Raw genomic sequence first — 25209 nt, 5'->3', positions numbered from 1 at the left:
CCGTTTCATGAACGCCGGGTCAGAGCCCCGGGCGCGCCGGCCGATTGTGCTCCCTCCGACTCCAGCGTCAGCCGGTCCTTGTCCGCCATGGTCAGCACGTAGAGGTTGCCCTTGGGGCAGTCGAAGGTGGCGCTCTGGTCGGTCGGGTGGCTGGTCACCGCCTCGAAGACCGCGCTGTCCTGGCGGATCTGGCGCAGTTGGAGGGCTTCCGTGCAGCCGAGGTTCCGTCCCGTCGCGAGCTCCTTGAGGTCGCTGACCTGCCGGCCCACGAGCTCGCCCACGGCGGCGGCGTGCAGGGTGACCGTGACGGAGAACTCACCGGCCCGCGCACGGGTGATGCCGTCCGCCTCCGGTGTCCCGGGGCCGACACCGGACCACGTACCGACCCACGACGCCGGCAGCGACGGACCGGCGGACGACGAGGCGGACGGGGCGGAGGGCGCGGAAGCGGCGGACGAGGGCGGTGTGGACGAGGTGGCAGGTGGCGCGGCCTTGCCGCCGCCACCGTCCTGCGGGAGCAGGAAGGCCAGCGCGACGACCGCGGCGAGGACGCCGGCACCGGCGGCCGCGGTGACCACGCGGGGCCTGCGGGACGCCCAGCCGCCGACGCGTCCGGCGGGAGCGGGAGCGGGAGCGGGGGCCAGCTGGGGAGTGCCCGGAGTCGTCGCGGGTGGCTGTGGCTGTGGCTGTGGCTGCGGCTGGGGCTGGGGGTGTGGCGGGGCGAGTGGCGAGGCCCCCGCACCCCCAGGGGCGTGGGCGGGCGGCGGCGGGGAGGTCAGGAGCGAGTGGAGTTCGGCCTCCCAGCGGCCGACCTCCGTCATCAGGGCCGCGGGCACCGCCCCGCTCCAGCCGTCGTGTTCCTCCTCGGCCGCACGGAGCCGCTCTCGCAGCGTCTCGGCGGTCGGTCGCAGGTCCGGATCCTTCGCCAGGCACTCCCGGACGATCGGAAGAAGTACCTCCGGTACGCCGTCGAGCAGGGGCTCGTCGTGCACGATCCGGTACAGGAGGGCCGGCACGTCCAGTTCCTCGCCGCCGGCCAGGAACGGGGTGCGCCCGGTGGCCGCGTACACGAGGACGGCGGCGAGGGAGAACACGTCGGCCGGCGCGGACGCCACGGAACCGGTCGCCTGCTCCGGCGCGAGGAAGCCGGGCGTGCCGATGACGGCGCCCGTCCGCGTGTAGCGCGGGTCGCGGACCGTGCGGGCGATGCCGAAGTCGATGAGGAACGGCCGCTCGCGGCCCAGCAGCACGTTCGCGGGCTTGATGTCCCGGTGGACCACCCCTGCCGCCCGTACGGAGACCAGCGCGGCCGACAGCTCCCGGGCCAGGGACCGTACGGCCGGCGCCGGCAGCGCCCCGTACCGGTGCACCCAGTCGCCCAGCGAGGGCGCGGCGATGTACTCCGTCGCCAGCCACTGCGGGGACGCGCCCGGCTGGCTGAAGTCGACCACCGAGACCGTCCACGCACTGCGCACGCGGTCGTTGGTGCGTATCTCGCGGTCGAACCGCTCGGCGAAGTCCGGCTGCAGGCTCAGGTCCCGGTGCACGGTCTTCAGGGCCAGCGGCCGCCCGGAGGCGGTGCGGGCGAGGAACACCTCACCCATTCCGCCGGCGCCGAGCCGCGCCAGCAGGCGGTACCCCCCGATCTCCGGCGGGTCACCGGGCAGCAAAGACTCCACCAACTCCACCTGTCCCCACGACCATTGCCGACCCGTCCCGTACGGACCATCCGCTGGGTCACCCTAAAGGACGAGCCCCCTCGGAGCCCGCCCGGGCCGGACGGGGCCCGCACGAGATCCGGGGGAGTCCTGGAAGAGCTCCGGAAGAGACGGACTAGGAGCAGCTCAGGCGGGTGTCACCCGGGTCGGTCGTGCACGTGTCGGTGCCCGGGCCGCCGTTGGCGGTGTCGTTCCCGGAGACGGAGTCGACCGTGTTGAGCCGGTCGTCGCCGTAGTAGCCGGTCAGTGTGTCGCTTCCGGGCCCGCCGTTCAGGGTGTCGTTCCCGAAGCCGCCGTCGGCGTTGTCGTTCCCGGGCCCGCCGAGCACGGTGTCGTTGCCGTAGCCGGCCCTGACGACGTCGTTGCCGCTGAGGGCGCAGATGACGTCGTTGCCGTAGCCGCCGACCAGGTTGTCGGCGCCGCTGGTGCCGACGATCGTGCAGCCGCGCGCGTTGTTGACCGTACTGACCGCCGTCGCGGTGTTGTCGGCGGGTACGGGGTCGCTCTGCGCGGCGCCGGCCGTGGCCCTGTCGGAGAGGGTGCCCGTGGCCCGGGGCTCGGCGACCACCTGCACCGTGGCCCTGGCCCCCGGGGCGAGGGAGCCCAGAGCGCAGTCGGCGGCGGTGGCGGTCGTGGTGCAGGTGCCCTGGTTGGGTGTGGCGGTCAGGAGGGAGCCGGGTCCGGTGAGGGTGTCGGTCAGCCTCACCCCGGTGGCCGTCGTCGTGGTGCTCGTGTTGGTCACCGTCACGGTGTAGGCGGCCTGGTCGCCGAGGCTGACGGTGGCGGGCCCGGTCTTGGTGACGGTCAGGTTCACTCCGGGCGGGGGCGGCGGGGCGGCGGCGACCTGGTAGCGGACCAGGCCGCGGTCGTCACCGGTGTTCCCGGCCGCGACGATCTTGCCGTCCGACTGCAGGGCCACCGCGGTGGCGGTGTCGAAGAAGCCGAAGTAGACGTCGGTGGTCACCTTGCCGCCCGTCCCGAAGCCGCTGTCCAGGGTGCCGTTGACGTTGTAGCGGGCCACCGCGAAGTCGCTGCGGCTGATGCCCGCGGCGACGATCTTCCCGTCGGGTTGCAGGGCGAGGTCCGAGCTTCCGTCCAGGGTGCCGGTTCCGAAGTCGGTGGTGACCTTGCCGTCGCCGTCGAAACCGCCGTCGAGCGTGCCGTCGGGGAGGTAGCGGGCCAGTGCGAAGTCGAACGCGCTGGATCCCGCCGCGACGATCTTCCCGTCGGACTGCACCTGCACCCCGCCGGCCACGTCGGCCTCGGCGAAGGCGGTGGTCACCCTGCCGTCGCCGTCGAAGGAGGTGTCGAGGCTGCCGTCCGCGTGGTAGCGGGCCAGTGCGAAGTCGGAGGCGTTCGCGGGGTAGTTGTAGCCGGCGCGGCCGGCGACGACGATCCTGCCGTCGGCTTGCGTCGTCACGTCGAAGGCGGTCGCCGCGCCCCCTGCGAAGGCGGTGGTCGCCTTGCCGTCGCCGTCGAAGGAGGTGTCGGGGCTGCCGTCCGCGTGGTAGCGGGCGAGAGCGACCTCGGCGCCGCTCATGCCGACGGCGAGAATGCCGCCGTCCGCCTGCACCGTCACCGCGTAGGCCTCCTGCGGGCCCCCGGTGCCGAAGTCGGTGAGAACGACGCCGTCGCCGTCGAAGCCGGTGTCGAGGCTGCCGTCGCTGCGGTAGCGGACCACGGTGAACAGTCCGGCGCTGTCGGGCGCGGCGCTGCTGCCCACCACGACGATCTTGCCATCGGGTTGCACCGCCACGCCGTTGGCCACGTCGTCACCGTCACCGCGCAGGTCGCTCAGGACCAGACCGTCGCCGCTGAAGGAGGTGTCGAGGCTGCCGTCCGCGTGGTAGCGGGCCACCGCGAAGTCGGCGGCGCCGCCTTGTGGGGGATTGTTGAGGCCGACGGTGACGATCTTGCCGTCGGCCTGCACGACCATGTCACGGCTCTCGTCGTAACCGGCGAAGTCGGTGACGACCCGCCCGTCGCCGTCGAAGGTGGGATCGAGGTCGCCGGGCGCTGCCAGAGCGGCCCCCGGCAGGGTCAGGACGAAGGCCAGGCCAGTGGCGGCCGCGACCCCGGCGCGGCCCGGCGTTCGCCTCGGACGGGAAGGGAATGCGGACATGTCGATCTGAGTCCCTCCTGCCCGCTCGCCGCCGCGCAGCGGGCCACCGCCTCCTGTGACAGGCGACAGCCTGTTGGCAGCGGCACGGCCGAGCGGGTGCGGCTGGCCGCGCTGATCCCACTGGACGCCCCGAACCACCCGCACGGGTGAGGGCCGCGAGCCGGCGGCGCCGACTCAGCCGGACAACCCACCCGGGTCCCCCGAGTCGCTCCGCGTCGGACGAACGGCCAGGCGGGTGAACCACTCGGTCGCGAGGACGCGCCGACGGGCATCGGCAGGGAGGCGGGAAAGGATTCCGGGCAGCGACCGTTGGCGTTCCACCTCGCTCCGGTGCGCGGCGATGGCACCCCACTTCCGGTCCAGCCACGGACGTACGTCGACCGTCGCGGTGACCCGCTCGTCCGGAACGCTGCGCACGGCCTTCCCGACGCCGGCCAGCAACCCGCCCAGCTCGCCGACGCCCGAGTGCGGATGGGTGGCCAGGCAGAGAGAGCCGGGCTGCCAGGGTTCGCCCGCCTCGGGGTAAAGGTGTTCGAGGCCGGCGGCGTGCACGGCCAACAGGGCGACCCTGTGGGTGTGGACGTGGTCGGGGTGGCCGGTTTCCCTGATGATTGAGCGTGTTCAAGCATCGGGGGAGGCTCAGGTTGAGTACGTGGCATGTGGTGCGGGTACCGGATCCAGAGCACTGGGGGACGCTCCCAACTGGTGGTGTGCTGGGGGTACAGGACCTGCCGACGGCGGTGTCCCAGATCAGGCTGATGCCGGGGGACCCTGTATTCGTGCGACCGGACGGAATGGTCGATTCGGGCCTGCTGGATTTTGTCCGTTCCAAGGAGTTCCGGAACCTGGAACGGGAATCCAAGCGAAATTACGCGACGGATATTCGCATCCTTCTTGAATTCCTGTCTTCGCGCGGAGTTGCCTGGCAGCAGGCGACCGAGCAGGATCTCGTGGACTTCCGCGACTGGCGGTGCCGGGCCGTGGAGAACCCCCAACGGGTTGGCGGGACGAAGTGGAACCGCGAGGCGGCGGCGTTTACCAAGTTGTTCAAGTGGGGCAAGGTCTACCCTCTGCCGGTAGACATATCGCGGCGAGAGGACCGGGCCGCAGACTCGGTCAGCGCACGGGTGTCGTGGCTGACGCCGCGGACATGGGGCCTGTGGTCGGACGTCGGCTGCGCGGCCACACCCGGGCCGGGGTGGCGGCGCCCGGGTGGGAGTCGCGGACGGAGATCCGCAACACCAGCTTCGTGCAGCTTCTGCTGAGCTCGGGCTTGCGTCGGCAGGAGAGCGGTTCGCTGCTGACGTTCGAGCTGCCAACCCAGCACCTGCGGCACGGCCGCTACCTGCATGGCCGTATCGCGGGCGCGGTGACGAGGGCGAAGAACACCCGCACGTTCTACGCGTCCGTGGACGCTGTCGGCCAGGTCGAGGCGTATGTCCAGTCGGAGCGGGCCTGGGCCGTTCGGCGGGCCCAGGCTGCGGGCCGCTACGACCGACTGACGACGATGCGGCTGGTCACGAGCGTGACGCGCGGGATCAAGCCGAAGGTGGAATGGGTGGACGTCAACGGCGTCGTCGGCGGGCAGGAGCTGAGCCTCTTGGGCTGGCGCGAGCGACGACGGTTGTTTCTGGAAGGGCCGGACGGGCCGGAGCCGGCCTGGTTGTGGCTGACTGAGCAGGGCCTGCCCATGGAACCGGATCGCTGGAACGGCGTGTTCAGGAACGCGAACCTGCGCTGCGAAGATGTCCTGCTCAACGAGGAGGAACGGAAGGTCGACCGGAGGTTCCGGCTGGCGAACGTTCGCGGCAAGAGCCCGTACGCCACCCCGCATGCCGCCAGGCATTCCATGGCGCTCTACATGCTGATCCTGCTGAACGAGCTGTTCGAGGCCCGGTACGGTCTGACGAAAGCGGACCTGCGTGACTTCGCCATGCTGTTCGGCGATCCGTGGTGGTTGGTGAAGACCCTCCTCGGTCACTCCGACGTGGAGACCACGAAGCGGCACTATCTCGCACCCGTGTCGCACCTGCAGCTGGAGTCCATCCTGGCGGCCGCGGAGACCACTGCCGACGGCCAAGACGTCGAGAGTCTGGACGATGTCTTCGCGCGCCTCGCCCGGGAGACGCACGGTATCCAGGACATTGACAGCCTCCTCGAGGCGGCTCCGTGAGCCCGCGCGGGCGTCGTGCTGCCCTGCCACCATCTGGGCACCGTGCCGAGGCCCCGCTGGCTCAAGGCACACTGGTGGTGACCGTACTGAACAAAGCGGGCCACGCAAAGGAGTTCGACTTCGCGCAGTTGGCCGTGGCCGCGCCGATGCAGCAGTCCCTGGCTGCCCTTTTCGCCGCCCAGTCCGTTCGGTGGACGAGCCACGGAACGGCGGAGAGTACGTGGAAGAAGCTGCACCTGTTCGCGCGGTTCCTGTCCGAGCTGGAGAACCCGCCGTCGGACTTGGACGGCTTGACTGCGGCCATGCTTAAGCGTTAGCGCACGCAGCACATTGGTTCCAGTGCGGGGCGGAACGCGCTGCAGCTCGTCCGTGCCCTGCTCTGGCGGGATCCGCGACTGGCTGACGGACCGGTGGCCGAGGAGCTTGCCCGGCGCATTCCCAGTTCCAGTTCGAGTAAGCAGTCTTACGACGAGGAGGACCGAGAACGGGTGCGGCTGGCCGCGCAGAAGCAGTTCCGGGCGGCCCTGCTACGGATTCGGGAGAATTCTGAGCTGCTGCATCAGTGGCGGTCCGGCACGCTTGACGAAGGTAGCCGTGAGTGGCGGCTTGGCCAGATCCTCGACGAAGTCGCCCGCACTGGTGACGTCCCTCGCAAGGTCGGCCCGCAGGGCAAAGCCTTCATGAGGAACCACCGTCTCCTGGGCGGGAGGAGGCCAGAGGTCACCTGGGGGCGGCTGTTCCTCACCCGCGGCGAGCTGACGGCGCTGGCCGTCCTCCTTACGGACAGGTTCGGATGGAATCTGTCCGTCTATGACCGCATGCCCCCGCCCACCACTGCGCCCGCAGTGGCAGAGACAGCAGCCAAGACCTACCAGGTCCAGATCGAGAAGCGCCGCCGTGGCGGCGGACGTTGGTACTCAACGGAGAACATCACCGACTCCGGGGCCGACTCTCGCGGGCGACTGATCACCCAGGCCCTGGAGGCGACCGAGCACGGACGTCATCTGGCCGCCCGCCTGGCCCCAGGCACTGATCTGCTGATGGTCGCCCGCACAGGCCGGATCGGCCAGGAGCACGAGAACCTGGACCGCCCTATGCCGGTCGGTCCGCTCGCCTTCGGCGTCTCGGGCACCGACGGCAAGCGGTGGGCGCGGGCACACCAACTGGGCGGATCGCCGTTCCAGCGGACGCGCAGGACGACGGTGACTCGCGAAGGCCGTCCGTTGCAGCAGACGCAGGGGACACACGAGAGCGTCTACGTCCTGCCGGACAAGCACGTCCAACGAGCCGCCCAGAGCGTCATCGCAGACGGAGCGGCCGAGGCCCTGGAACAGGCCCGGGACGTCGTGTTCAGGGGCCGCCTGAGTCCACAGCGAGTGCCCTGGCACCAAGAAACGGCAACGGCCGACTGCGAGGACGCGGCGGCCAGTCCCTGGCCGGCCGCGGACGGCGACTGCGGGGCGGACTACCTACTCTGTCTGGCCTGTCCCAACGCTCACATTCACCCTGGCCACCACCCTCGTCTGGCCCATCTGCACCAACGCCTCCTCAGCCTGCGATCTGCACTGCCCGAGGACTCCTGGAAGAGGCATTGGCAAGATCACCTGCTCCGGCTGGACGACCTGCGCAGCAAGTTGGGCCCGGCGTCCTGGAGTGCCGCCCTGGGCCAGGTCGACGAGGACGACCACCTCGTCATTGATCTCCTGCTGGAAGGGAACCTCGCTCCATGACCAGCGCCCTCGCCCACCAGGACGACCCCTACACCTTGCCCCTGCCCACGGGCGACACACCGGTGGTGCTTCCTCAGTGGATTCGGCCCGGCAATTCGCACCACAACGCGCGTTTCCGGGACGCGCTCTGGCCGCTGGCACCGCTCATCGACAACCCCGGAGTAGACCTCACCGCGATCAACTGGGAGAAATGCCCCCGAGACCTCCACGGTCAGGTGAAACTCGCCGCCTGGACCATGATCAACGGACGCCTGAGATCCACGTATCTGCAGACTCGGGGTGCACGGGCGCGAGCTCGCCGCTCCGCCGGCGTGCTTCAGGTCACCTGCCGTGAATGGATGCGGCTGGCCCGCTGGCTTCACGCGCATGGGCTCACAGATCTCGCTCAATGCGACACCGACGCATGGCGGCGGTACATTGCCCAGCGCTGGACGGACAGATGCAGCCGGACGGAAGCCGAGAAAATCCTGGGGCGGCTGATAGACCTGTGGCTGTTCGACCAGCTCAGCGCACGTCCTGCCGGAATCGCCCGTCCCCCGTGGGACACCGAGGGCGCCGACGACTTTCTTCCCCCTGCCGACACCGCCAGTGCCGGGACCGAGAACTCGACCGAGCCGCTCGATCCCCAGGTCATCGGACCACTGCTGGTCTGGGCCATCCGCATGGTCGAAGACTTCGCCGACGACATCCTGGCCGGGTGGGCTGAACACTGTCGCTTGCGATCTCTCGCCACCACAAACCGGACAACGCTCTCTGGGCGAGTCGAACTGGAGGCTCTGGTGCTGCCACTTCTGCGCGGAGGGGCCCAGCTGCCCGCCATGGGGAGGCAGGGAACCCACAAACTCGCTCGCGCCTACCTCGCCGGCACAACCGGCGCTAGCCTCGCCCAGGTCGACCAGCTGAATGTTCGGCACGGGCTCACCTCGCTCGCCGCCCAACGGCCTGGCCCCTGCCCCATGCAAGCACCGGTCACCGGCCGCATCAAGGGAAGCCCCTGGCGCGAATCCCTTGACTACCACGAAGCCGCCGAGTTGATGCGGCATCTCGGAACCGCCGCCCTGGTGATATGCCTCTATTTGACGGGATGCGTCCGCAGGAAGTCGCAGCCCTGCGGTCAGGCTGCTGTCCTGACCCGCAGTCTGCTTCAGACGGCACAGTCCAGCGCCACCTGATCTGCAGCCGTCACTTCAAGAACGTCACCGATGACGACGGCAACCACGTCTCCGCCGGTGAACAACGCGCTGTTCCCTGGGTTGCGATCACCCCTGTTGTCCGGGCGATCCGAACTCTCGAACGCATGGTTCCCCACGGTGAGCTGCTGTTCAGCGCCACCCATCACGACTTCATGGGACGACGAGGCCGCCATGGAGCGTTGAAGAAGCACGCCCTGAACCTTCGGATCGAGGACTTCATCGTATGGGTAAACCGGGAGGCCCAAGTGCAAGCGCTGTCGGACCAGTCCATCCCCCAGGACCCCCACGGCGCGCTCGGCATGTCTCGGTTCAGAAGGACCCTGGCCTGGCATATCGCCCGACAGCCCGGAGGGCTGGTCGCGCTCGCGATCCAGTACGGACACCTGCGGACCATCTTGGATGCCCGGACCTCGAGTGGTTACGGCTCCCGAAGCCGCGGTGGCATCCACTCCGTCCTCGACATCGAGACGGCCTTGGCGGCCGCTGACACCGCCGCCCACCTGCGCGACCGTGTGGCTGCTGGGGAGAAGGTCTCTGGCCCGGCCGCTCGCCGGGCATTGACCGCTGCTGCGATGACGCCGCGGTTCGAGGGCCGGATCGTCCCCACGACGTTCGCGAAGAAGGCCGCCAGGTTCCTCGCTCGGGACGGCGTCGTGCTTTACGACAACCCGGACGCCTTTCTGATCTGCGCGTTCAAGCGGGACACCGCGCTCTGCGAACCCGATCCGGGAGCGACCGCGCCGAGGCAGTACGCCTGCCGGCAAAGCTGCGGCAACGCAGTCCGCACCGACGCCCACGCACTGCAGATGCGGGAAAAGGCCGACGAGATCGATCTCAAGGCCACCTTCGTCCCGGAGAAGCTCGCCAACCGGCTGCGTCGCAATGCCGACAACTTCCGCAAGATGGCCGACGCCCATGACGCCACCGCCCAGACCGCCGAGGCTCTGAAGTGAACCAGCAGAACCAGGACGAACGCACCTTCATCCGCGAGGCGATGGACCGGCTGCTGGCTGGCAAGGCCACCGCTTCCAACGGCAGCCTCACCGCCGCCGCGCTCGCAGCCGAGGCCGGCGTCCACCGCATGGCTCTCTACAAGCGACACGCAGACCTGAAGAACGAGTTCGAAGAGCGCGTCCGCACGGAGACCAAGCAGGTCCCGGAGGCGGAGAAGCAGCTGCGGGCGACTGTCGCCAAGCTCAAGAAGACCATCGCGAACCAGAACGCCGAGCTCAAGGAGCTTCGCGCTCTGGTGACTCGCTTGACCCTTGCCAGCGCGGTTCTCACGCAAGATCAGAAGGTGTCCACGGGGCAGGTCCAGGCCCCCGAGCTACCTGAGAACGTTGTTCTCTTCCGCGCGCCCACCGTCTAAGACCACCGTGCACCACTTCACCACCATCAACCCCAAACGGCTCGCCTCCGCACGACCACCCTCAAGTTCATCGACGCCCGCGGCACCCTCAACATTGCCCAATGGTGCGAAGCTGACTGGATCACGACCAATCGCTCGCTACCTCAGAATCTCCTCAAGTCGCCCCCGTAAGCCCTGATTGCCCATCAGCATCAGCGGCATGACTGCCGTCGATTGGGGTAACTTCCCAACTTGGATCAGTGCCGTTGGTTCCACCGGAGCCCTCAGCGCCACGATCAGCATCATCTGGCGAGATCACCGAAAAGCAGAGCGAGCAGACGCCTGTGCGGTGTCGTGCTGGGAGGTCTCTCTGCACGACCGCGACAGGGAGAAACTGCCCCCGCACAGCGACAATATCCACGTACAGAACAACGCGACGCGACCGGTCTACGACATCGTCATCCTCATCTGGGACGGTGTCGCCGTTGAGTTCAAGATCGGACACATCATGCGGCGCGTCCTGGGCCCCAGCGAGACCTGTGCGGCCTACGTAGCACCTTCCGCCGACCCTTTCGGTCCCTCCCCTGTAGCGGTTGCCTTCCGTGATAGCGAAGGCAACTACTGGCTGCGAGACTTGTCCGCACAGACGCTACATTCGCGCAACCTCACACCGAGCACTCGCGAAAAGCGTCACTTCAGCCAACGCATGGTCAAACAACGACAGCGCAATGAGGAAGCAAACCAGCGGATTCAGCAAGAGCACCACCCTGGAGACATGATCAGCCGTTCCGTCACGGCTCCACCCTGGAGATGGCCACGGCGCTGGTGGACGCCACCGAGCACCCCCATTGGGTAGAGCTCAGTCTGCGTGCCACCGGCGGCGGACCCGACGGAGAGATGGGTGACCCTTGCCCCCTGGCCGCCCCACGTAAGTGCCGCCGACAGTTCAGGTCCGCTCCGCAACATCAAATCGATGAGGGCTGGCGGCCGGATGCGCCGGCCTCGTCAGTCAGCCTCGGACGGGATCCACGCGGCAGGTACGAGTGCTTGCCCATCGCGCCGACGCCACCGATGCACGACGTGGTCACTGAAGGCCGGATCTTCAAGGTCTGCGTGCTCCATAACGATGACCTGCAGCTTCCCGTCGAGCCTGCGGAGCGTCCGGTGGATGGCGTTGAAGATGTTCAGAAGCAGGACCCGGTCATCACTCTCAAGCACCTCTTCGCCGACGTGATCGGGCGGGAAGTACACCTGCGAGGGTTGGTCGAGAATGAGTACGCCCGGCACAGGGCTGCCGTTCTCGGCGAACCACTCGTGCAGGCTGAGGAGTGTGGCCACGTGGTACCCGAGATGGTTGTCGCCGCTGCCCATGTCCCTCAGGGGCACTGGCCCCTCTACGGTGTCAGCCACCACGGTGAGGCGGTTGACATCAAGGCGAATGGGCGAGCTGGAGTGCTCAAGGGCGAGTTCCAGGGCCTTCTTCCTGATCTCCACGTTGATCAGTGACAGGAAGCTGGTTAGGCGGTCGCCTTGGACATCTTCGCTGAGAAGCGTCTCCAACTCGGCAATACGTGTCCGGAGCTCTTCGGTTCGATCTTCCATCCTGGGGCCGACAGCAACTTGCGCCATTGTGTCCAAGTAGAGGCTGATACGACCTTGCACGATGGCAGCACGTCGGACGTCGTCGGGCTCTTGGTCGAGGATCCGGGACGCTGCGGTGACCTCGTTGATCTCTTCCTGATTGCGGGCGAGTTCCGAGCGGAGTTCCTGCAGCTGGCCCTCTTCGTGGTTGACCATCCGTTCGATGGCGGGCGTGTCGCTGCGGATGGCATGCAGGTCGCCTTGGAGATGGAGCAGGTCGGCGGTCAACGCCGCGACGGTGGCATGGGCGGATCTCACCGGGCTGTCGCAGACCGGGCACTGTTCAGCAGTTGACGCCTCCGGATCGCGTTTCAGTAGGCCAAGGGTGGCCAGCCGCGCGCGCTGCTCGTTGGCTTGGTCGGTGAAGTCACTGTTCTCCGCCAGGGCTGCCTTGAGGTCGGCGATCCGGACCCGCGCTCTGCTGGCCCGACCGCGCAGCTCGGCACGGTGGGCGCGCAGCTCGGTGAGAGGGTCGTCGGTCCTGTCTGGACCCGGCTGTGGGCCCCTTTGGAGGAGTGCCTCACGCAGGAGGCGCTGGATGCCTTCGACGGTCATCTCGTGGCCGGGGGGAGGGTCGACGAGACGGGCTTCGATGGCCTCGGTGAGTAGGGCCTGTGCCTGCCCGGCGGCAGGGGCGAGGTTACTCGCGGTGGCCAGCTTGGCTTCGTGGTCGGACAGATCCCGGCGGGCGAGGCGTAGCCGGCTGCGGAGAAGTGCTTGCTCACGGTCTGTCGCGCCAAGGAAGTAGGGGATGACGCCCCGGATGGTGTTCGGCCTCCACTCTTCGCCCTGCGAGTGGAAGAGCACATCCTCGTTGGCGATCTCGTTCTGGGCCTGGAAGCAGAAGAACAGTGCATGCCGGACGGAGGGCGCGATGAGTGTTGCGCGGCCGACGGCGGGGACGCGGATGTTGCGGTCGATGCCGCAGAAGTCGCTCAACAGGCCCTTGGCCACGTCCCTCGGCGTGACGAAGCGAAGCTCGTCCAGGGCCGGCGGCGGCGAGCCGGGCGTCTGCGCGAGGATGCACAGGACGGTGCTCACGCCTCCCTTGGCTTCCGGGGCGCGGCGGGCGACGAAGAGCTGTTCTCCCGGCTTGACGAGGGTGATCGCGAACGTGCTGACGTATTCACGGACCTTGCCGGACTTCACTGGATAGCCGGCGCTGGCGAGGCAGTAGTCGATGATCGTCAACAGGGCGCTCTTCCCGCGGCGGGAGTCGCCGGTGACGATGTTGAGACCGCCTGGCTCGAAGGGAACGGTGTGCACCTGGCCGGGCTGCTGGCCGTAGATGGTGACCGCTTGGATCTGAAAGGTCACGGCTTGACTCCGAGGAGGGTCAGGACGGTGCCAAGACTGCCGGTGCTGGGAAGCCAGCGTCCGAGCATGAGGGCTGCCCGCTGGATGTCTACGGTCTGTGGTGTGCCACCACTAGGGGTCTTGGCCAGCGCGCGGGGCACGGGGATGAGGCCGGCGGCCGTGCAGTGCAAGATGCGGGACTGAAGGGCGAACAGAAGACCTGGCCTGACCACGTCGGCGAGGAGCGCGGCGTTGCGGGACATCTCGACGCGCACATGCTCGTTCGCTTCGAGCCACCCCATCAGTCCAGTGCCAGTCGTTGCTGGCAGCGCTGCCCGGATGGCGGGCTGCAAAGCCATGACGCTGGCTGTCACAGCTACGGGAAGCGGGCAGGCGGCGGCGTATTCCCTGTCATAGCCTTGAACAGCGCGGGTGTACAGGACCCCGGTGAACGCAGGGTTGTATAGGGCCCGTTCCTCACGACTCAGATGCATCAGTGGGCCCCGGTCGGCTCAAGGAGCTCCATCAGGCGCGCGGAGAAGTCCGGGTGCCATCCGACTTTCAGTTCGTCGGCGAGCATGTGATAGGAGCCTTTGGTGACGAAGATTTCGTCACAATCTGCGCGAATCGGGAAGCGGGCCTCTCGATCGACCCAGCGGTAGATCAGCCTGGCTTCCTTCTTCTTCTCCTCTTCGGAAGCCTCGAACCCGAGGTCCTCCGCCATCTCGGCGAAACGCGACTGCCACTCCTCAACGAGCCGGCGCTCGTACCTACCAAGCTCGCCCGCGCGCAGCAAATTCTCGGCGGACCAGCGGGAACGCTGGGTGAAGGCACGGACGTAGTCCCTCACCGCGAGACCGATCCGCTCATCTCCGACACCGATCAGCGCGAGCTGGCGGACAAACTTCCTGTCGGCTGAGTGGGCAGCGTCGGAAGTCATGTCGGAGATGTCGGAGTCGATCGGCAGGTTGTCGTAGCGGAACTGTCGCTGCAGGTCGGAGAGCCGCTCGTCGAATTCGATGCCGGTGACCGGGCTTCCCCCTGGGGTCTGCATCTGCTCGATCACACGGTCGTAGAACCAGCCTTCCAGCCTGGCAAGGAAAGCCTTGGCCGCATCATGGCCGACCGCGAAGGCGGCGAGGCCCTTCAACGCGTCTCGGACCTCGGTGATGTCCTGAGTGCCTCCAAGGACTTCGACGCGGGAGATCAAAGACTGCTGAAGCGGCCTATCCCCCCGGTCCAGATCATCGAAGGCCTCAAAACACTTTGGAAGGGACCCCTTCTTCGCCTTCGACGCCTTACGGGCCTCGCGGAGCAAGTGCAGAGCGCGGTCTTCATCGCGATGCTGACTGCTTCGAGGCTGCAGGCAGAAGGCAGCGCTGCCTTCAGGGAGCTCGGCTGTCGTCAGCAGGAACAGCTTCGTCTCAGCGAGCGCGAGCCGGCCGGACTTGGCAGCCTCCGCCCAGATCCGCAACGTCTTCCAGAGGTCCTCGGACAGATCGGTCATGCGAACGCCCTCGGCGCGCTGCTTGAGCTGGATTAGGCTCCTATCCGGGCCCCGCTGGATTTCGATGTCGTCAGCTGCTTCGACCGCAACGTCCCAGTCCATGCCGCCGCTCATCCATTGCTCGATACAGATGTGCAGAGCCTTCGCAAACTGAAAAAGGTACCCAAGTGCCGAGGCCGACGCCTCGTACTGCTCACCCGTGTCTGTCATCGTCCACTCTCCCCCCAGGCCGACCCGGCGATCATTCCACGGAGGTGACCGCCGCGCACATAGCGATGCACAAAGCGGAGCAGCGGATCAAGGCGAACGGAACCACTTCACCCTTCTGGGCGCCCCCGCACGTTGACCTCTCCTCGGGCTATCGGATGCGGGGAACCAACCTGAACACATCCACTTGACAGGGAACCCGGTCAGCTGACCGTAGTCGTCGTGGGTGACCACGATGTCGGGCCGGAACGCGCGTACGTGGTGGACGAGCCGTGCCACCGCATCGTCGAGCGGTGCGTCGATGAACCGCGGCCGCCCCGGCGCCGATTGCGGCACGCGCGCATCGGCGTACTCCAAGAGCCTCGGCTCACCGGCGCCCAGCACGTGGAGCGCGTCGGCGAGTTCGCCGGCGCGGTGGCTGCCCGCCGTCCAGGTGGCGGTCACGACGGACGTACGGGCGCCCGAGGCGGCATGGCGGGCGAGAACGCCGCCCGCGAGCAGGGACTCGTCGTCGGGGTGCGCGAAGACTCCCAGCAGGCTCGGCAAGGACACGGTCCCTCCAGAAGCACCTTGAGCGCGGCCACGTACTCCTCGTCGCTGACGCCCTGGTGGACCACGGCGCGCAGCCGCCCTGTCCATGGCGTCACGCTATCGGATCGTGGTCGTCGGGGTGTTCCAGCCGGAGACGCGCAGCCGCGGTGCCGAGCCGCGCAGGTCGGCGGTCCGGTAGGTCGCGGTCAGTGTCGCCGACTCGCCCGGCCAGAGGCTGACCTGGTTGTCGCTCCACCGGACCGGCAGCACCGGTCTGCCGTCAGCGCCGACGAGGTGGACGTCGGTGAGCAGGGCCGGGGTGGCGCCCGCGCCCGTGTGCCGTACGGTCACCGTCGTCGTGGACGTCCCCGCGCCGTCCTCCGTCGTGGAGGCGGTCGCGGCGACCGCCGTCTGCGGCATCGAGTTCAGGCCCCGCAGGTCGGCGTAGGAAGTGGTGGGCGTGTAGTACCAGTCGCTGTCGTCGTAGCCGAGGACGTCGGCCCGGGTGGAGAGCCAGTAGACGTTCCGGCTCACCTCGCGCCCGGCGTCGTCGGTCAGCAGCAGCCGGGCCAGGTACGTGGTGGACAGGCCCGGGACCGACTCCGGCTCCGGGACCGTGAGCGCGGTGCGGCTCGCGCCGTCGCCCGCGACGCTCAGGCCGGTCACCGTCCGGTCGTACCGCTGCGCGCCGTCCGGGTCGAAGAGCGTCACCCGCGCCGTCAGGCCGGAGGCCGTGGACGTCCGGTTGTTGACGACCGACACCGAGCGGTTGTCGTACCCGTACTGGACGTGCAGCGGCTCGTTCGCCTTCTTCGCGCCGAAGTAGGCGCCGCCCTGGTCGAGGAAGCGGTCCACCAACTGCCAGTGCAGGGAGGTCCAGCCGCTGTTGAACATCCAGTAGATGACCCCGGTCGACGGTTCGGAGGCGTCCTTGGCGTTGCGCCCGTAGGCCTCGAACTGGGCGCGCACGTTCTCGTACTGGGCGAGCTGCGCCTTGCGCACGTAGTCGGCGAGACCGGTCGGGGCTCCGTAGCGGCCTGTCAGCGCGGCGTCGTACAGCCCCAGGGTGGCGAAGGTGCGGGACGGGGAGCGATGGTACTGGGCGGCGGACGGGTTCTTCCAGAGGGTCTCCAGCTCGGCCGGTGACATCATGCGGCGCAGCGTGTCGAGGGTCGGTACGTCCGGGCCGGCGCTGGTCTCGGAGTTGAAGCCGGTGGCGCCGCCCTCCCGCTTCCCGTACCAGTAGCCGGGCGGCACCCAGTCGTACGGTCCCGTCATCTTCATGCCGGAGCGCCCCGTGATCGGAGCGGAGGTGTTGGCGGCCGCCGGGACCACGGGGGCCGGCCAGTCGGCGGCCCGCAGCGCGTCGACGTAGCCCCGCTCGATCTCCTCGTTCGGCGCGAAGTCACTGCCGATCAGGAAGGAGATCACGCTGGGGTGGTGGCGGAGCCGGGCCGCTTCGGCGGCCATGGAGGCCCGGGCGACGGGGTGGTCGGCATCGTCCCATTCCTCCCCGGCCTCGGTGCCGTTGACCTCGCCCTCCCACTTGCTGCAGCACTCCCAGCCGGGCAGCGTCAGGATTCCGTACCGGTCGGCGAGGTCGAAGAACTCGTCGGGCTCGATGTGCCCTTCCAGGCGAAGGGTGTTCAGGCCCAGATCGAGGGCGTACTTCAGCCGGTCCTCGACGTAGGTGCGGTCCCAGCGCAGGAACTCGTCGGGGGACCAGCCGGCCCCCTTGATCAGCAGCGGGCGGCCGTTGACGCGGTACTGCCGGTCACCGTCGGCGTTCAGCGGGGCCTGTACGTCGCGGATGCCGAAGGACTGGCGCGCGGTGTCCGACGGCGCGCCGTTCACGGTCGCGGTCAGGCCCAGCTCGTACAGGGGCTGCTCGCCCATCGCGGCGGGCCACCACACGCGGGGTGCGCCGAGCCGGAGCGCGGGGTGGTCGGCGGGGGAGAAGACCAGCGTCCGCGTCTCGTGCGGGGCCAGGGTGACCGTCCGGGTGACGGCGGCCGGACCCGCGGTGCCGGACACCGTGGTGGTGACGGTTGCGGCGGAGTCGTTGCGCACCTGAGCCTTCACGGTCAGGTCGGCGGAGGCCATCGAGGGCACGGCCAGGGCCGTCACCACGTGTGCGTCGCGCAGGGCGACCGGCCCGCCGCGGCGTACCGTGACGTCACGGACGATGCCCATGTTCTCGTCGGGCGGCGGCTGGAGCCAGTCCAGCCAGCTCATGGTGAGCCGTTTGCGCGGATCGTTGGGCTGGATCCGGAAGGCCACCGTATTGATGCCCTCCTTGATCAGGTCGGTCACGTCGAACTCGTGCCGGGTGTACGCGCCGGCGACGTCGTCCGCGGTGGCGATCCGGTGGCCGTTGACGTACACGTCGGCGGCGGAGATGACCCCGCTGAAGTCCAGATGGGTTCGGGCCGTCGTGTCGGCGACGGTGAAATCGGACCGGTACCACCAGGGCACGTCGAAGTCCGCGGCCGGAATCCGCTGCTGCTGGGTGGAGTAGAAGGGGTCGGGGTACGCGCCCGCGGCGAGCAGCGCCGCGAGGACGGTGGAGCGTGCGCCGGCCGGATACCAGCCGGTCGCCGGATATCCGGGGCTGGAGACGGCGGCCGCCGAGTCGGTGACCTCCGCCGTCGACCGGATGGCGTAGCCGGCCAGGGCCGTCGTACTGCCGGCGGCGGACGCGACGGCGGTGACGGCGCTGACCGCCGCGTCCTGCCGTCCCGGAGCGGCAGCGGGTGGTGGGGCCGCCATGGACGGGCCGGCGGCGAGGACGAGGGCCAAGCCGAGTGCGGCGAGGCCGAGGCGGTGGAACACGGGGCCTCCCGCGGGCCGGGGGAGAGGGGACCTGGTGGAACTCCCCCTGGGTATATCGGCATTCAGCGCGGCGGAGGCGGACGCCACGCCCGATATGGTCCGACTGCGCTGCCGCTGCCGCTGCCGCTGCCGCTGCCGCCGTAGCAGCCGCCGTAGCAGCCGCCGCAGCGCGGCCCGCTCACCCGCCGGTGGCGAACGGGCCGCCGGAGGCGAAGGCGTGCGCGGCGAAGCGCTCGCCCATGCGACGGTGCGTCGCGGCGTCCGGGTGGAGCTGATCGGGCAGCGGCAGCTCGGCGAAGTCCGCCTCGCCGTAGAGGGCTCGGCCGTCCAGGTAGTGCAGGTGGGGGTCCTCGGCCGACCGTTGCCGCACGATCCGGTCGAGTTCGTCCCGGATGACGCCCAAGGTCAGCTTTCCGACCGCCCGTTCCCCGGGGGCGCCCATGGCGAGGAAGCGGATCCGGCCGGCCTTCAGCTCCTCGAAGTCCGGGGCGCTGGGGCCGGGCGTGTCCTCGTGGATGGGGCAGAGGATCGGCGAGACGACCAGGAGCGGAACGGTGGGGTGGCCTTCGCGGACGGTGTCGAGGAAGCCGTGCACCGCCGGGCCGAAGGCGCGCAGCCGCATGACGTCGGTGTTCACGAGGTTGATGCCGATCTTGATGCTGATCAGGTCGGCGGGGGTGTCACGCAACGCCCGGGCGGTGAACGGGTCGAGCAGCGCGCTGCCGCCCAGACCGAGGTTGGTCAGCTCGACACCGCCGAGGAGGCCGGCCACGGCCGGCCACGTCGCGCTGGGGCTCGCGGCGTCGGAGCCGTGGCTGATCGAGCTGCCGTGGTGGAGCCACCGCGCGCGGCCCCGGTCCGGCACGGGTTCGACGGGGGCGTCGGTGCGCAGGGCGACCAGCTCGGTCGTCTCGTTGTACGGCAGCCAGATCTCCACGTCCTTGACGCGCTCGGGGAGACCGGCGAACCGGACGGTGCCGACCGGGCCGGTCCGGGTCTCCGCGGAGCCGGTGGCCATGTCGACCGTCAGCAGGTTGCCGCCGGTCACACAGGCCTGCCCGGCCGGCTGTCCGTCGACGAGGAGGTCGTAGACGCCGTCGGGACGGGGTGGGGCGCCCAGGTAGGCGCGCTTGGTGCGCAGCGCGTCGAGCTCGATGACGGTGGCGCGGGTGCGCAGCACCACCCGTACGCCGGAGGGCTGGGCCTCGGCCATGGCCAGTTGACCGTCGGTGTTCTGGGCGCGGGCCCGGGCGGGCAGCCGGTGCGGCAGCACGCCGTGGGCGGTCCGCTCCAGGTCGAGGGCGCCGCGCAGGAGGTCGGCGGTGATGGGGGTGGTGATCCAGCGGCGTGCGGTACTCACGGTTCCAGCCTGTCGGTCTGAGTTGACTGAGTTATCTGAGGTATCTGAGTTGTCTGAGGGGATGAGTGGCCGAGGAGCCTAGGACGTCGGCCCCGGTTTGGCGGCGGACGCGGGCCAGTTCCGCAGCAGGGCGTCGAGGGCGTCGAGGACCCGCGACCAGGATTCCTGTGCGTCCGGGGCGCTGTGGCTGAAGCTGCCGCCCAGCTCCAGGCTGACGTAGCCGTGGAAGACGCTGCCCAGGAGCCGGACGGCGTGCGTCTGGTCGGGTTCCGTCAGGTCGTAGCCGCGCAGGATCGCCCTGGTCATCTGTGCGTGCCTGACGCCCGCGCTGGCGGCCGCGTCCTGCGGGCTGAGTCTCAGCTGGGCGGCGGCGTAACGGCCGGGGTGCTCCTTGGCGTAGTCGCGGTAGACGTTCGCGAACGCGGTCAGGGCGTCCTTGCCGGACCGCCCGGCGAGCGCCGCGGCCACCCGGTCGGCCAGTTCCTCCAGGGCGAGGAGGGCGATGCGGGTCTTGAGGTCCTGGGAGTTCTTCACGTGCGAGTACAGGCTCGCCACCTTGACGTCGAAGTGCCGGGCGAGCGCCGAGACGGTCACCTGGTCGAAGCCGACCTCGTCGGCGAGCTCCGCCCCCGCCCGGGTCAGTCGTTCCGTCGTCAGTCCTGCACGCACCATCATCATTCTCCCGTCTGCCTATACCTATGATGAAAGTACCTAAAGCTTTTAGGCAACAGTTTTTAGGCAAGCTGGTGCGGGCCTCAGCGCTGTGGCCTCCCCGCTCGGGCGCGCCCGCCGGAACCGATCGGGGGACAATCGGCCCATGACCGGCGCAGAGCTGCCCTCGGACCACACGCACCCTCCGGGCGAGGGGCGCTACGGCGAGCGGGTCTTCCGGCCCGACGAGGGGGGCGAGGGCGACCGGATCGACCTCGGAGCCCTCGCCTACGACGCGACGACCCTGGCCCGGCTGAAGCTGCTGGGTGCGGGCCCGGGCTGGAACTGCCTGGACGTGGGCGCCGGAACCGGCACCGTGGCGCGCCGCCTGCTGGACGAGGCGGGCGTCGAGACGGTCCTCGCCGTGGACCGCGACGTACGGTTCCTCACGGCGCCCCCCGTACCCGGACTGACGGTGCTGCAGGGGGACGTCACCTCCGACGATTTCGCCCCGGGCCTGTTCCAGCTGGTCCACGCCCGGTTCGTGCTCATGCACCTGCCGTCCCCGCGGCAGATGGTCGCCAAGTTGAGCGGACTGCTCGCCCCCGGGGGCGTACTGGTCGTCAGCGACGCCGTCGACCTCACCACCGCCTCGGCGCCCGTCACCCCCTACACCCGCGCCATGCGGGCCATGTGGGAGGGGCTGCGCGCCGGCATCGGCACCGACGTGTCTCGGGTGCCCCACCATCCCGAGCTGCTGCGCGAGGCCGGGCTGGAATCCGTGGCGGCCGAGATCCACGTACCACCGCTCCTGCCGGGCAGCGCGATCAGCCGGTTCTGGGCGGAGACCTGGGAGCGGGCACGGAAGGCCATGGTCGGCACCGGCATCGTCGACGACGGGCAGCTCGACGAGGCCGTGCGCTACCTGGATTCCCCCCGGTGCACCGGCCTCTCACCGGGCATGCTCACCGCCTGGGGGTGGAAGGACGGGTCGCCCACGAGCACGTGATCCTCGGGCAGGATGTGCAGATGCAAGTGCAGACGCAGGTGCAGACGGCCACGGAGCTGGTACTGAGGGCGGCCAGGCTGACCGGGAAGGCCACCCCGGCCCCGCCGACCACGCCCGCCATGGCGGCGGCGGGACCGCCAGGGTCGGCCGTACGGGGCGGCCGGCGGATCCTGGGCATCGCCGGGCCACCGGGGGCCGGGAAATCGACGCTGGCCGCCCGGCTCGCCGAGGCGCTCGGGCCGGAGACGGCCGTGGTGGTTCCGATGGACGGGTTCCACCTCGCCCAGGCCGAACTGGCCCGGGTGGGCCTGGCCGACCGCAAGGGTGCCCCGGACACCTTCGACGTGGCCGGGTACGTCTCGCTGCTGCGCCGCCTGCGCGCGTCCGACGGGGCCACCGTGTACGCCCCCGCCTTCGACCGCTCCCTGGAGGAGCCGATCGCGGGCAGCATCCCCGTACACCCGGCCGTACCGCTGGTGATCACCGAGGGGAACTACCTGCTGCACGACGCGGGGGAGTGGGCGTCGGTGAGACCCCTGCTGGACGAGGTCTGGTACCTCGCCCCGGACGAGGAACTACGCGTCCGGCGCCTGGTCGACCGGCACGTGCGGCACGGCAAGGAGCCGGCGCACGCACGCGAGTGGGTGACCCGCTCGGACGAGGCGAACGCCCGGCTCGTCGCGCCGGGCCGACACCGCGCCGACCTCGTCCTCGACACCGGCTGAGGACGCCGCCCACACCCCACCCCACCCGAACCCGCTCGGCTCGGCAGCTCGCACCCTCGTACGGGACCATGGTTCCGTGCGCGAAGCGGCGATCATCGAGGCACCCTCCGTGCTCGGGCTGCGCCCCTCCGGCGTCCAGGACCTGCCCGCGGCCCTGCTCGCGGCCGGTCTGGCGGACCACCCCGGCACGGTGCACGCCGGCCGGGTCGAGCCACCGGCGTACGACCCGCGACGGGACCCCCGCACCCGGGTCCTCAACCCCGCAGGCATCGCCCGGTACTCCGTCCGGCTGGCCGACGCCGTGGGCGCCGTCCTCGACGACGGCCGCTTTCCCGTCGTCCTCGGCGGCGACTGCAGCATCCTGCTCGGCAACCTCCTCGCCCTGCGCCGCCGAGGCCGCCACGGACTGCTGTTCCTCGACGGCCACACCGACTTCTACCAACCCTCGGCCGAGCCGACCGGCGAGGTGGCCTCGATGGAACTCGCCCTCGCCACCGGGCGCGGCCCCCGGCTGCTCACCGACCTCGAAGGCCGCGGGCCCCTGCTGCGCGACGAGGACGTCGTCGCCTTCGGATTCCGCGACGCCGCCGAGTCCCGCGAGGCCGGGATGCAACCGCTGCCGCCCCGGCTCCACGCGGTCGACCTCGACGCCGTGCGCGCGGCCGGCGCCGCCACCGCCGCGCGTGCCGCGATCGGCCTCCTCACGCACGACGAGAGCGCCGGCTACTGGGTCCACCTCGACGTCGACGTCCTGGACGACGCGATCATGCCTGCCGTCGACTACCGCATCCCCGGCGGGCTGACCTGGGCAGAGCTGGAGAGCGTGCTGCGCACGGCACTGGCCGGCGAACGCGCTGCCGGCCTGGACGTCACGATCTTCAACCCCGGCCTCGACCCCGACGGGACCCTCGCGGCCCGGCTCACCGCGTGCCTGCGCCGAGGACTGGCGGCGCGGACCGGGACCGGCCCCACGCCGTGAGCCCGCTCCGGCTCCGCGCTGCACCTCCGGTTCGTACGTCTGTCGGAATAGCCGGGCGGGTGGGGGGCGTTGGAGGCGAGGATCGCAGTCGTTCCCCCGTACTCGGGGGTCGAAGAACCGGAGCAGACATGCAGACCGAGACACCCCGCGGCGCGGACCGCTCGTTCCTCTTCGTCCTCGGCAGCTCCCGCGCGGACGGCAACACCGAGACGCTCGCGCGGGCGGCGGCCGAACAACTGCCCGCCGACATACCGCGGCGCTGGGTGGACCTGGCCAGGCTGCCACTGCCCGATTTCGAGGACGGGCGGCACGAGAGCGAGTCCCGGACCGTCCACGAGAACGAGGAACTGCTGCGCCAGGCCACCCTGGAGGCCACGGACATCGTCATCGCCTCTCCCCTGTACTGGTACTCGCTCTCCGCGCACACCAAGCGCTACCTCGACTACTGGTCGGGCTGGCTGACGGCGCCCGGATCGGACTTCAAGCAGCGGATGGCGGGCCGGACCCTGTGGGGGGTGACGGTCATGGCCGATCGCGACGAGGTGGTCGCCGACGGCCTGGTGGCGAGCCTCAACAACTCGGCGGCCTACATGCGGATGCGGTTCGGCGGGGTGCTGTTCGGCAATGGCTCGCGCCCCGGTCAGGTGAAGGACGACGAACGCGCGATGGTCCGCGCCAAGACGTTCTTCCACGGCGAGAGCCCGCTCGCCCGCTTCCCGTTCCAGGAGGAGCCCGCGGGCCGGTAGCACCACCGGCCGAGCCCTCCCGGTCCGCCGCGTGCGGCCGCACCGTTCACCATTCCCCACCGGCGCCCGCTCGGCCGGAGGGGTACTTCCCGGTGCGGCTCCGCGAGGCGTTCACGAAACCGGCCCTGCGGCACGGCACCGTACGGGCTGGACGACGGACCGGCTGACGACGGACCGCGGAGCTGGAGATGATCGGCACGGTGCCTGATGCCTGACCCGGCAGGGGTGGAACCTGCCCGGCCGGCGCGCCGCGACTGGCGCCATGGCCTGCTGCCGCCTGTCGGCGCATGGCTGGTCGCGAACCTCGTCACCTGGGCGGTCGCGAAGGCATCGGTCGCGGGCGACGGATCCGAGGTGGCCTACTGGTCCACGGGCGGCCGCAGCCGCTGGGATTCCGCCCACTACCTGTCCATCGCCAAGACCGGCTACGAAATGTTCTGGTGCCGGGAGCGCTATCCGAACTTCCGCGACGTCCTGTGCGGAAACGTCGCCTGGTTTCCCGGGTATCCCATGTCGGTCCGGGCGGTTTCCGCCACCGGGCTCTCCTACGAGCTGTCCGCCGTGGTCATCACCGAGGTGTCCCTGCTCGGCATGTTCGCGCTCCTGTGGTGGTTGCTCGGCTCCCGGCTCACCTGGGCCACGGCCATCACCCTGGCCATCGGAACGGTGTTCCCGGGCGGCATCTACCTCCACGCCGTGTTCCCCATCGCCACCGGAACGCTGGCGCTGCTCGTCTGCGTCGCCGGGGTGAAACGCGGCTCCTGGATACTCGCCGCCGCCGGAGGTTTCGTCGCCGCGTCCTGTTATCCCGTCGGTGCTGTCGCCGTCGGCATGCTGCTGCTGAGCGCCCTCTTCGCGTGGCGAAGCGACACGTGGCCCATCCGGTTCGCGAAGGCCGGGCTGTCGGCTGCCCTCGCGGGCTGCGGCGTGCTCTGGGCCAAATGGCTGATGTGGCAGGCCACGGGCCACTGGGACGCGTACGAGATCCTCCAGGAATCCAGTTACGGGCAGGGAGGCCTGCACCAGCCCTTCGCCGCGATGGCGGACGCCTACGACTTCCCGTTCCGTGACTGGTACACGCCCAAGGGACACCTGCCGTGGCTGGTGGAGCACGCTCTCGCGGCGCACAGGACCCAGCTGTGGGTCAACGCCGTCTTCGTGCTGCTCGTACTGGCGACGGCCGCCGTTCTCCTCGTCCGTCACCGTCGACTCGAGGTCGAGGAATGGGCCGCCCTGACCTTGACGGTGGCCGTCTTCCTGGTGCCGTTCTTCGCGGGCGCCGAGATGTCGTGGTACCGAAACCACGCGCAGATGTTCGTCGGGCTGCTCCTGGTCAGGCGCATGTCCCTGTGGGTCCAGGTGCCGCTGCTGGTGCTCTGCGCCGTCCAGTACGCCCTTCTGGGCGCGATGTTCTTCTCCGGGGTGCTGGTGTGAGGGGGTG

At 69.7% G+C, this 25209-nt stretch carries 22 protein-coding genes and 2 pseudogenes; 13 read left to right on the top strand and 11 right to left on the bottom strand.

The features are described 5' to 3' along the window. Positions 1-5: 5 nt before the first annotated feature. The 3 genes from ACZ6JT_RS00380 to ACZ6JT_RS00370 all read right to left on the bottom strand — a co-directional run bounded on the left by ACZ6JT_RS00380 (position 6) and on the right by ACZ6JT_RS00370 (position 4398). Positions 6-1679 (bottom strand): serine/threonine-protein kinase, encoded by a 1674-nt coding sequence (locus tag ACZ6JT_RS00380; protein ID WP_469205643.1) that lies wholly within the window; start codon positions 1677-1679, stop codon positions 6-8. A gap of 154 nt (positions 1680-1833) precedes the next feature. Further along, positions 1834-3840 carry a calcium-binding protein gene (locus ACZ6JT_RS00375; protein WP_469205641.1) on the bottom strand — a complete coding sequence of 669 codons (2007 nt, stop codon included), beginning with the start codon at positions 3838-3840 and terminating at the stop codon, positions 1834-1836. A 174-nt stretch (positions 3841-4014) separates the two neighbouring features. Continuing rightward, entirely contained in the window at positions 4015-4398 is a 384-nt protein-coding gene (locus ACZ6JT_RS00370; protein WP_469205639.1) for a hypothetical protein, read from the bottom strand. Positions 4399-4598: 200 nt separating this feature from the next. Between ACZ6JT_RS00370 and ACZ6JT_RS00365 the strand changes: the two are divergent. The 5 genes and pseudogenes from ACZ6JT_RS00365 to ACZ6JT_RS00345 form a co-directional block, all read left to right on the top strand. Further along, positions 4599-4835 (top strand): annotated as a pseudogene (locus ACZ6JT_RS00365) (site-specific integrase); the annotation flags it as partial. 137 nt (positions 4836-4972) lie between these two features. Then, complete coding sequence (locus tag ACZ6JT_RS00360) at positions 4973-6013, top strand: integrase (protein ID WP_469208253.1); 1041 nt, start codon at positions 4973-4975, stop codon at positions 6011-6013. Between the two features lie 77 nt (positions 6014-6090). Next, positions 6091-6330, top strand: coding sequence for a hypothetical protein (locus tag ACZ6JT_RS00355; RefSeq protein ID WP_469205637.1), 240 nt, complete (start codon positions 6091-6093; stop codon positions 6328-6330). A 93-nt stretch (positions 6331-6423) separates the two neighbouring features. Continuing rightward, positions 6424-7743, top strand: a complete 1320-nt coding sequence (locus ACZ6JT_RS00350) for a hypothetical protein (protein ID WP_469205635.1) — start codon at positions 6424-6426, stop codon at positions 7741-7743. Then, complete coding sequence (locus ACZ6JT_RS00345) at positions 7740-8915, top strand: hypothetical protein (RefSeq protein ID WP_469205633.1); 1176 nt, start codon at positions 7740-7742, stop codon at positions 8913-8915. Before ACZ6JT_RS00350 ends, ACZ6JT_RS00345 begins: the two co-directional genes overlap by 4 nt. Here the strand turns inward: ACZ6JT_RS00345 and ACZ6JT_RS00340 are convergent. Then, positions 8888-9127 (bottom strand): hypothetical protein, encoded by a 240-nt coding sequence (locus tag ACZ6JT_RS00340; protein WP_469205631.1) that lies wholly within the window; start codon positions 9125-9127, stop codon positions 8888-8890. The genes ACZ6JT_RS00345 and ACZ6JT_RS00340 overlap by 28 nt on opposite strands. On the opposite strand from ACZ6JT_RS00340, the gene ACZ6JT_RS00335 reads away from it, so the two are divergent. From ACZ6JT_RS00335 to ACZ6JT_RS00325, 3 genes are all read left to right on the top strand, one after another. Next, the gene (locus ACZ6JT_RS00335) at positions 9116-9889 is read left to right on the top strand and encodes a hypothetical protein (protein ID WP_469205629.1); all 774 of its coding nucleotides are present in this window, start codon (positions 9116-9118) and stop codon (positions 9887-9889) included. The two genes, ACZ6JT_RS00340 and ACZ6JT_RS00335, sit on opposite strands and share 12 nt — an antisense overlap. Beyond that, positions 9886-10305, top strand: a complete 420-nt coding sequence (locus ACZ6JT_RS00330; RefSeq protein WP_469205627.1) for a hypothetical protein — start codon at positions 9886-9888, stop codon at positions 10303-10305. Before ACZ6JT_RS00335 ends, ACZ6JT_RS00330 begins: the two co-directional genes overlap by 4 nt. Positions 10306-10504: 199 nt before the next feature. Beyond that, positions 10505-11140: a hypothetical protein gene (locus tag ACZ6JT_RS00325; protein ID WP_469205625.1), complete on the top strand. Its 636-nt coding sequence runs from the start codon at positions 10505-10507 to the stop codon at positions 11138-11140. A 149-nt stretch (positions 11141-11289) separates the two neighbouring features. Here the strand turns inward: ACZ6JT_RS00325 and ACZ6JT_RS00320 are convergent, their stop codons facing one another. The 7 genes and pseudogenes from ACZ6JT_RS00320 to ACZ6JT_RS00290 form a co-directional block, all read right to left on the bottom strand. Then, entirely contained in the window at positions 11290-13242 is a 1953-nt protein-coding gene (locus ACZ6JT_RS00320) for a DUF3732 domain-containing protein (protein WP_469205623.1), read from the bottom strand. Beyond that, positions 13239-13715: a three component ABC system middle component gene (locus tag ACZ6JT_RS00315; protein WP_469205621.1), complete on the bottom strand. Its 477-nt coding sequence runs from the start codon at positions 13713-13715 to the stop codon at positions 13239-13241. Before ACZ6JT_RS00315 ends, ACZ6JT_RS00320 begins: the two co-directional genes overlap by 4 nt. Continuing rightward, positions 13715-14938 (bottom strand): ABC-three component system protein, encoded by a 1224-nt coding sequence (locus ACZ6JT_RS00310; protein ID WP_469205619.1) that lies wholly within the window; start codon positions 14936-14938, stop codon positions 13715-13717. The genes ACZ6JT_RS00315 and ACZ6JT_RS00310 overlap by 1 nt, the downstream gene beginning before the upstream one ends. A gap of 189 nt (positions 14939-15127) precedes the next feature. Beyond that, positions 15128-15487: pseudogene (locus ACZ6JT_RS00305) on the bottom strand (PIG-L deacetylase family protein); the annotation flags it as partial. Positions 15488-15583: 96 nt separating this feature from the next. Continuing rightward, positions 15584-18235 (bottom strand): glycoside hydrolase family 2 protein, encoded by a 2652-nt coding sequence (locus tag ACZ6JT_RS00300; protein WP_469208108.1) that lies wholly within the window; start codon positions 18233-18235, stop codon positions 15584-15586. 241 nt (positions 18236-18476) lie between these two features. Further along, positions 18477-19658, bottom strand: coding sequence for a GDSL-type esterase/lipase family protein (locus ACZ6JT_RS00295; protein ID WP_469205617.1), 1182 nt, complete (start codon positions 19656-19658; stop codon positions 18477-18479). 78 nt (positions 19659-19736) lie between these two features. Next, a complete protein-coding gene (locus ACZ6JT_RS00290) occupies positions 19737-20330 on the bottom strand; it encodes a TetR/AcrR family transcriptional regulator (protein WP_469205615.1) in 594 nt (197 codons plus the stop codon). A 145-nt stretch (positions 20331-20475) separates the two neighbouring features. Here ACZ6JT_RS00290 and ACZ6JT_RS00285 point away from each other — a divergent pair, with 145 nt between their 5' ends. The 5 genes from ACZ6JT_RS00285 (at position 20476) to ACZ6JT_RS00265 (ending at position 25202) form a co-directional block, all read left to right on the top strand. Then, entirely contained in the window at positions 20476-21318 is an 843-nt protein-coding gene (locus ACZ6JT_RS00285; RefSeq protein ID WP_469205613.1) for a class I SAM-dependent methyltransferase, read from the top strand. Between the two features lie 119 nt (positions 21319-21437). Beyond that, on the top strand, positions 21438-22043 hold the full coding sequence (locus tag ACZ6JT_RS00280; protein ID WP_469208106.1) for a nucleoside/nucleotide kinase family protein: 606 nt from the start codon (positions 21438-21440) through the stop codon (positions 22041-22043). Positions 22044-22119: 76 nt separating this feature from the next. Continuing rightward, positions 22120-23022 (top strand): arginase family protein, encoded by a 903-nt coding sequence (locus ACZ6JT_RS00275; RefSeq protein ID WP_469205611.1) that lies wholly within the window; start codon positions 22120-22122, stop codon positions 23020-23022. 128 nt (positions 23023-23150) lie between these two features. After that, a complete protein-coding gene (locus ACZ6JT_RS00270) occupies positions 23151-23768 on the top strand; it encodes a flavodoxin family protein (RefSeq protein ID WP_469205609.1) in 618 nt (205 codons plus the stop codon). A gap of 207 nt (positions 23769-23975) precedes the next feature. Continuing rightward, positions 23976-25202, top strand: a complete 1227-nt coding sequence (locus tag ACZ6JT_RS00265; RefSeq protein ID WP_469205607.1) for a hypothetical protein — start codon at positions 23976-23978, stop codon at positions 25200-25202. Positions 25203-25209: the final 7 nt, after the last annotated feature.

The organism is Streptomyces sp. NPDC046308, from assembly GCF_055588065.1.
This window is presented reverse-complemented; position numbering and strand designations above follow the sequence as displayed.

Coding starts and splice junctions, on each gene's coding strand:
- ACZ6JT_RS00375 (WP_469205641.1), bottom strand. CDS start 3,840: ATGTCCGCATTCCCTTCCCGTCCGAGGCGAACGCCGGGCCGCGCCGGG.
- ACZ6JT_RS00290 (WP_469205615.1), bottom strand. CDS start 20,330: ATGGTGCGTGCAGGACTGACGACGGAACGACTGACCCGGGCGGGGGCG.
- ACZ6JT_RS00315 (WP_469205621.1), bottom strand. CDS start 13,715: ATGCATCTGAGTCGTGAGGAACGGGCCCTATACAACCCTGCGTTCACC.
- ACZ6JT_RS00280 (WP_469208106.1), top strand. CDS start 21,438: ATGGCGGCGGCGGGACCGCCAGGGTCGGCCGTACGGGGCGGCCGGCGG.
- ACZ6JT_RS00265 (WP_469205607.1), top strand. CDS start 23,976: ATGCCTGACCCGGCAGGGGTGGAACCTGCCCGGCCGGCGCGCCGCGAC.
- ACZ6JT_RS00310 (WP_469205619.1), bottom strand. CDS start 14,938: ATGACAGACACGGGTGAGCAGTACGAGGCGTCGGCCTCGGCACTTGGG.
- ACZ6JT_RS00345 (WP_469205633.1), top strand. CDS start 7,740: ATGACCAGCGCCCTCGCCCACCAGGACGACCCCTACACCTTGCCCCTG.
- ACZ6JT_RS00325 (WP_469205625.1), top strand. CDS start 10,505: ATGACTGCCGTCGATTGGGGTAACTTCCCAACTTGGATCAGTGCCGTT.
- ACZ6JT_RS00270 (WP_469205609.1), top strand. CDS start 23,151: ATGCAGACCGAGACACCCCGCGGCGCGGACCGCTCGTTCCTCTTCGTC.
- ACZ6JT_RS00285 (WP_469205613.1), top strand. CDS start 20,476: ATGACCGGCGCAGAGCTGCCCTCGGACCACACGCACCCTCCGGGCGAG.
- ACZ6JT_RS00300 (WP_469208108.1), bottom strand. CDS start 18,235: ATGGCGGCCCCACCACCCGCTGCCGCTCCGGGACGGCAGGACGCGGCG.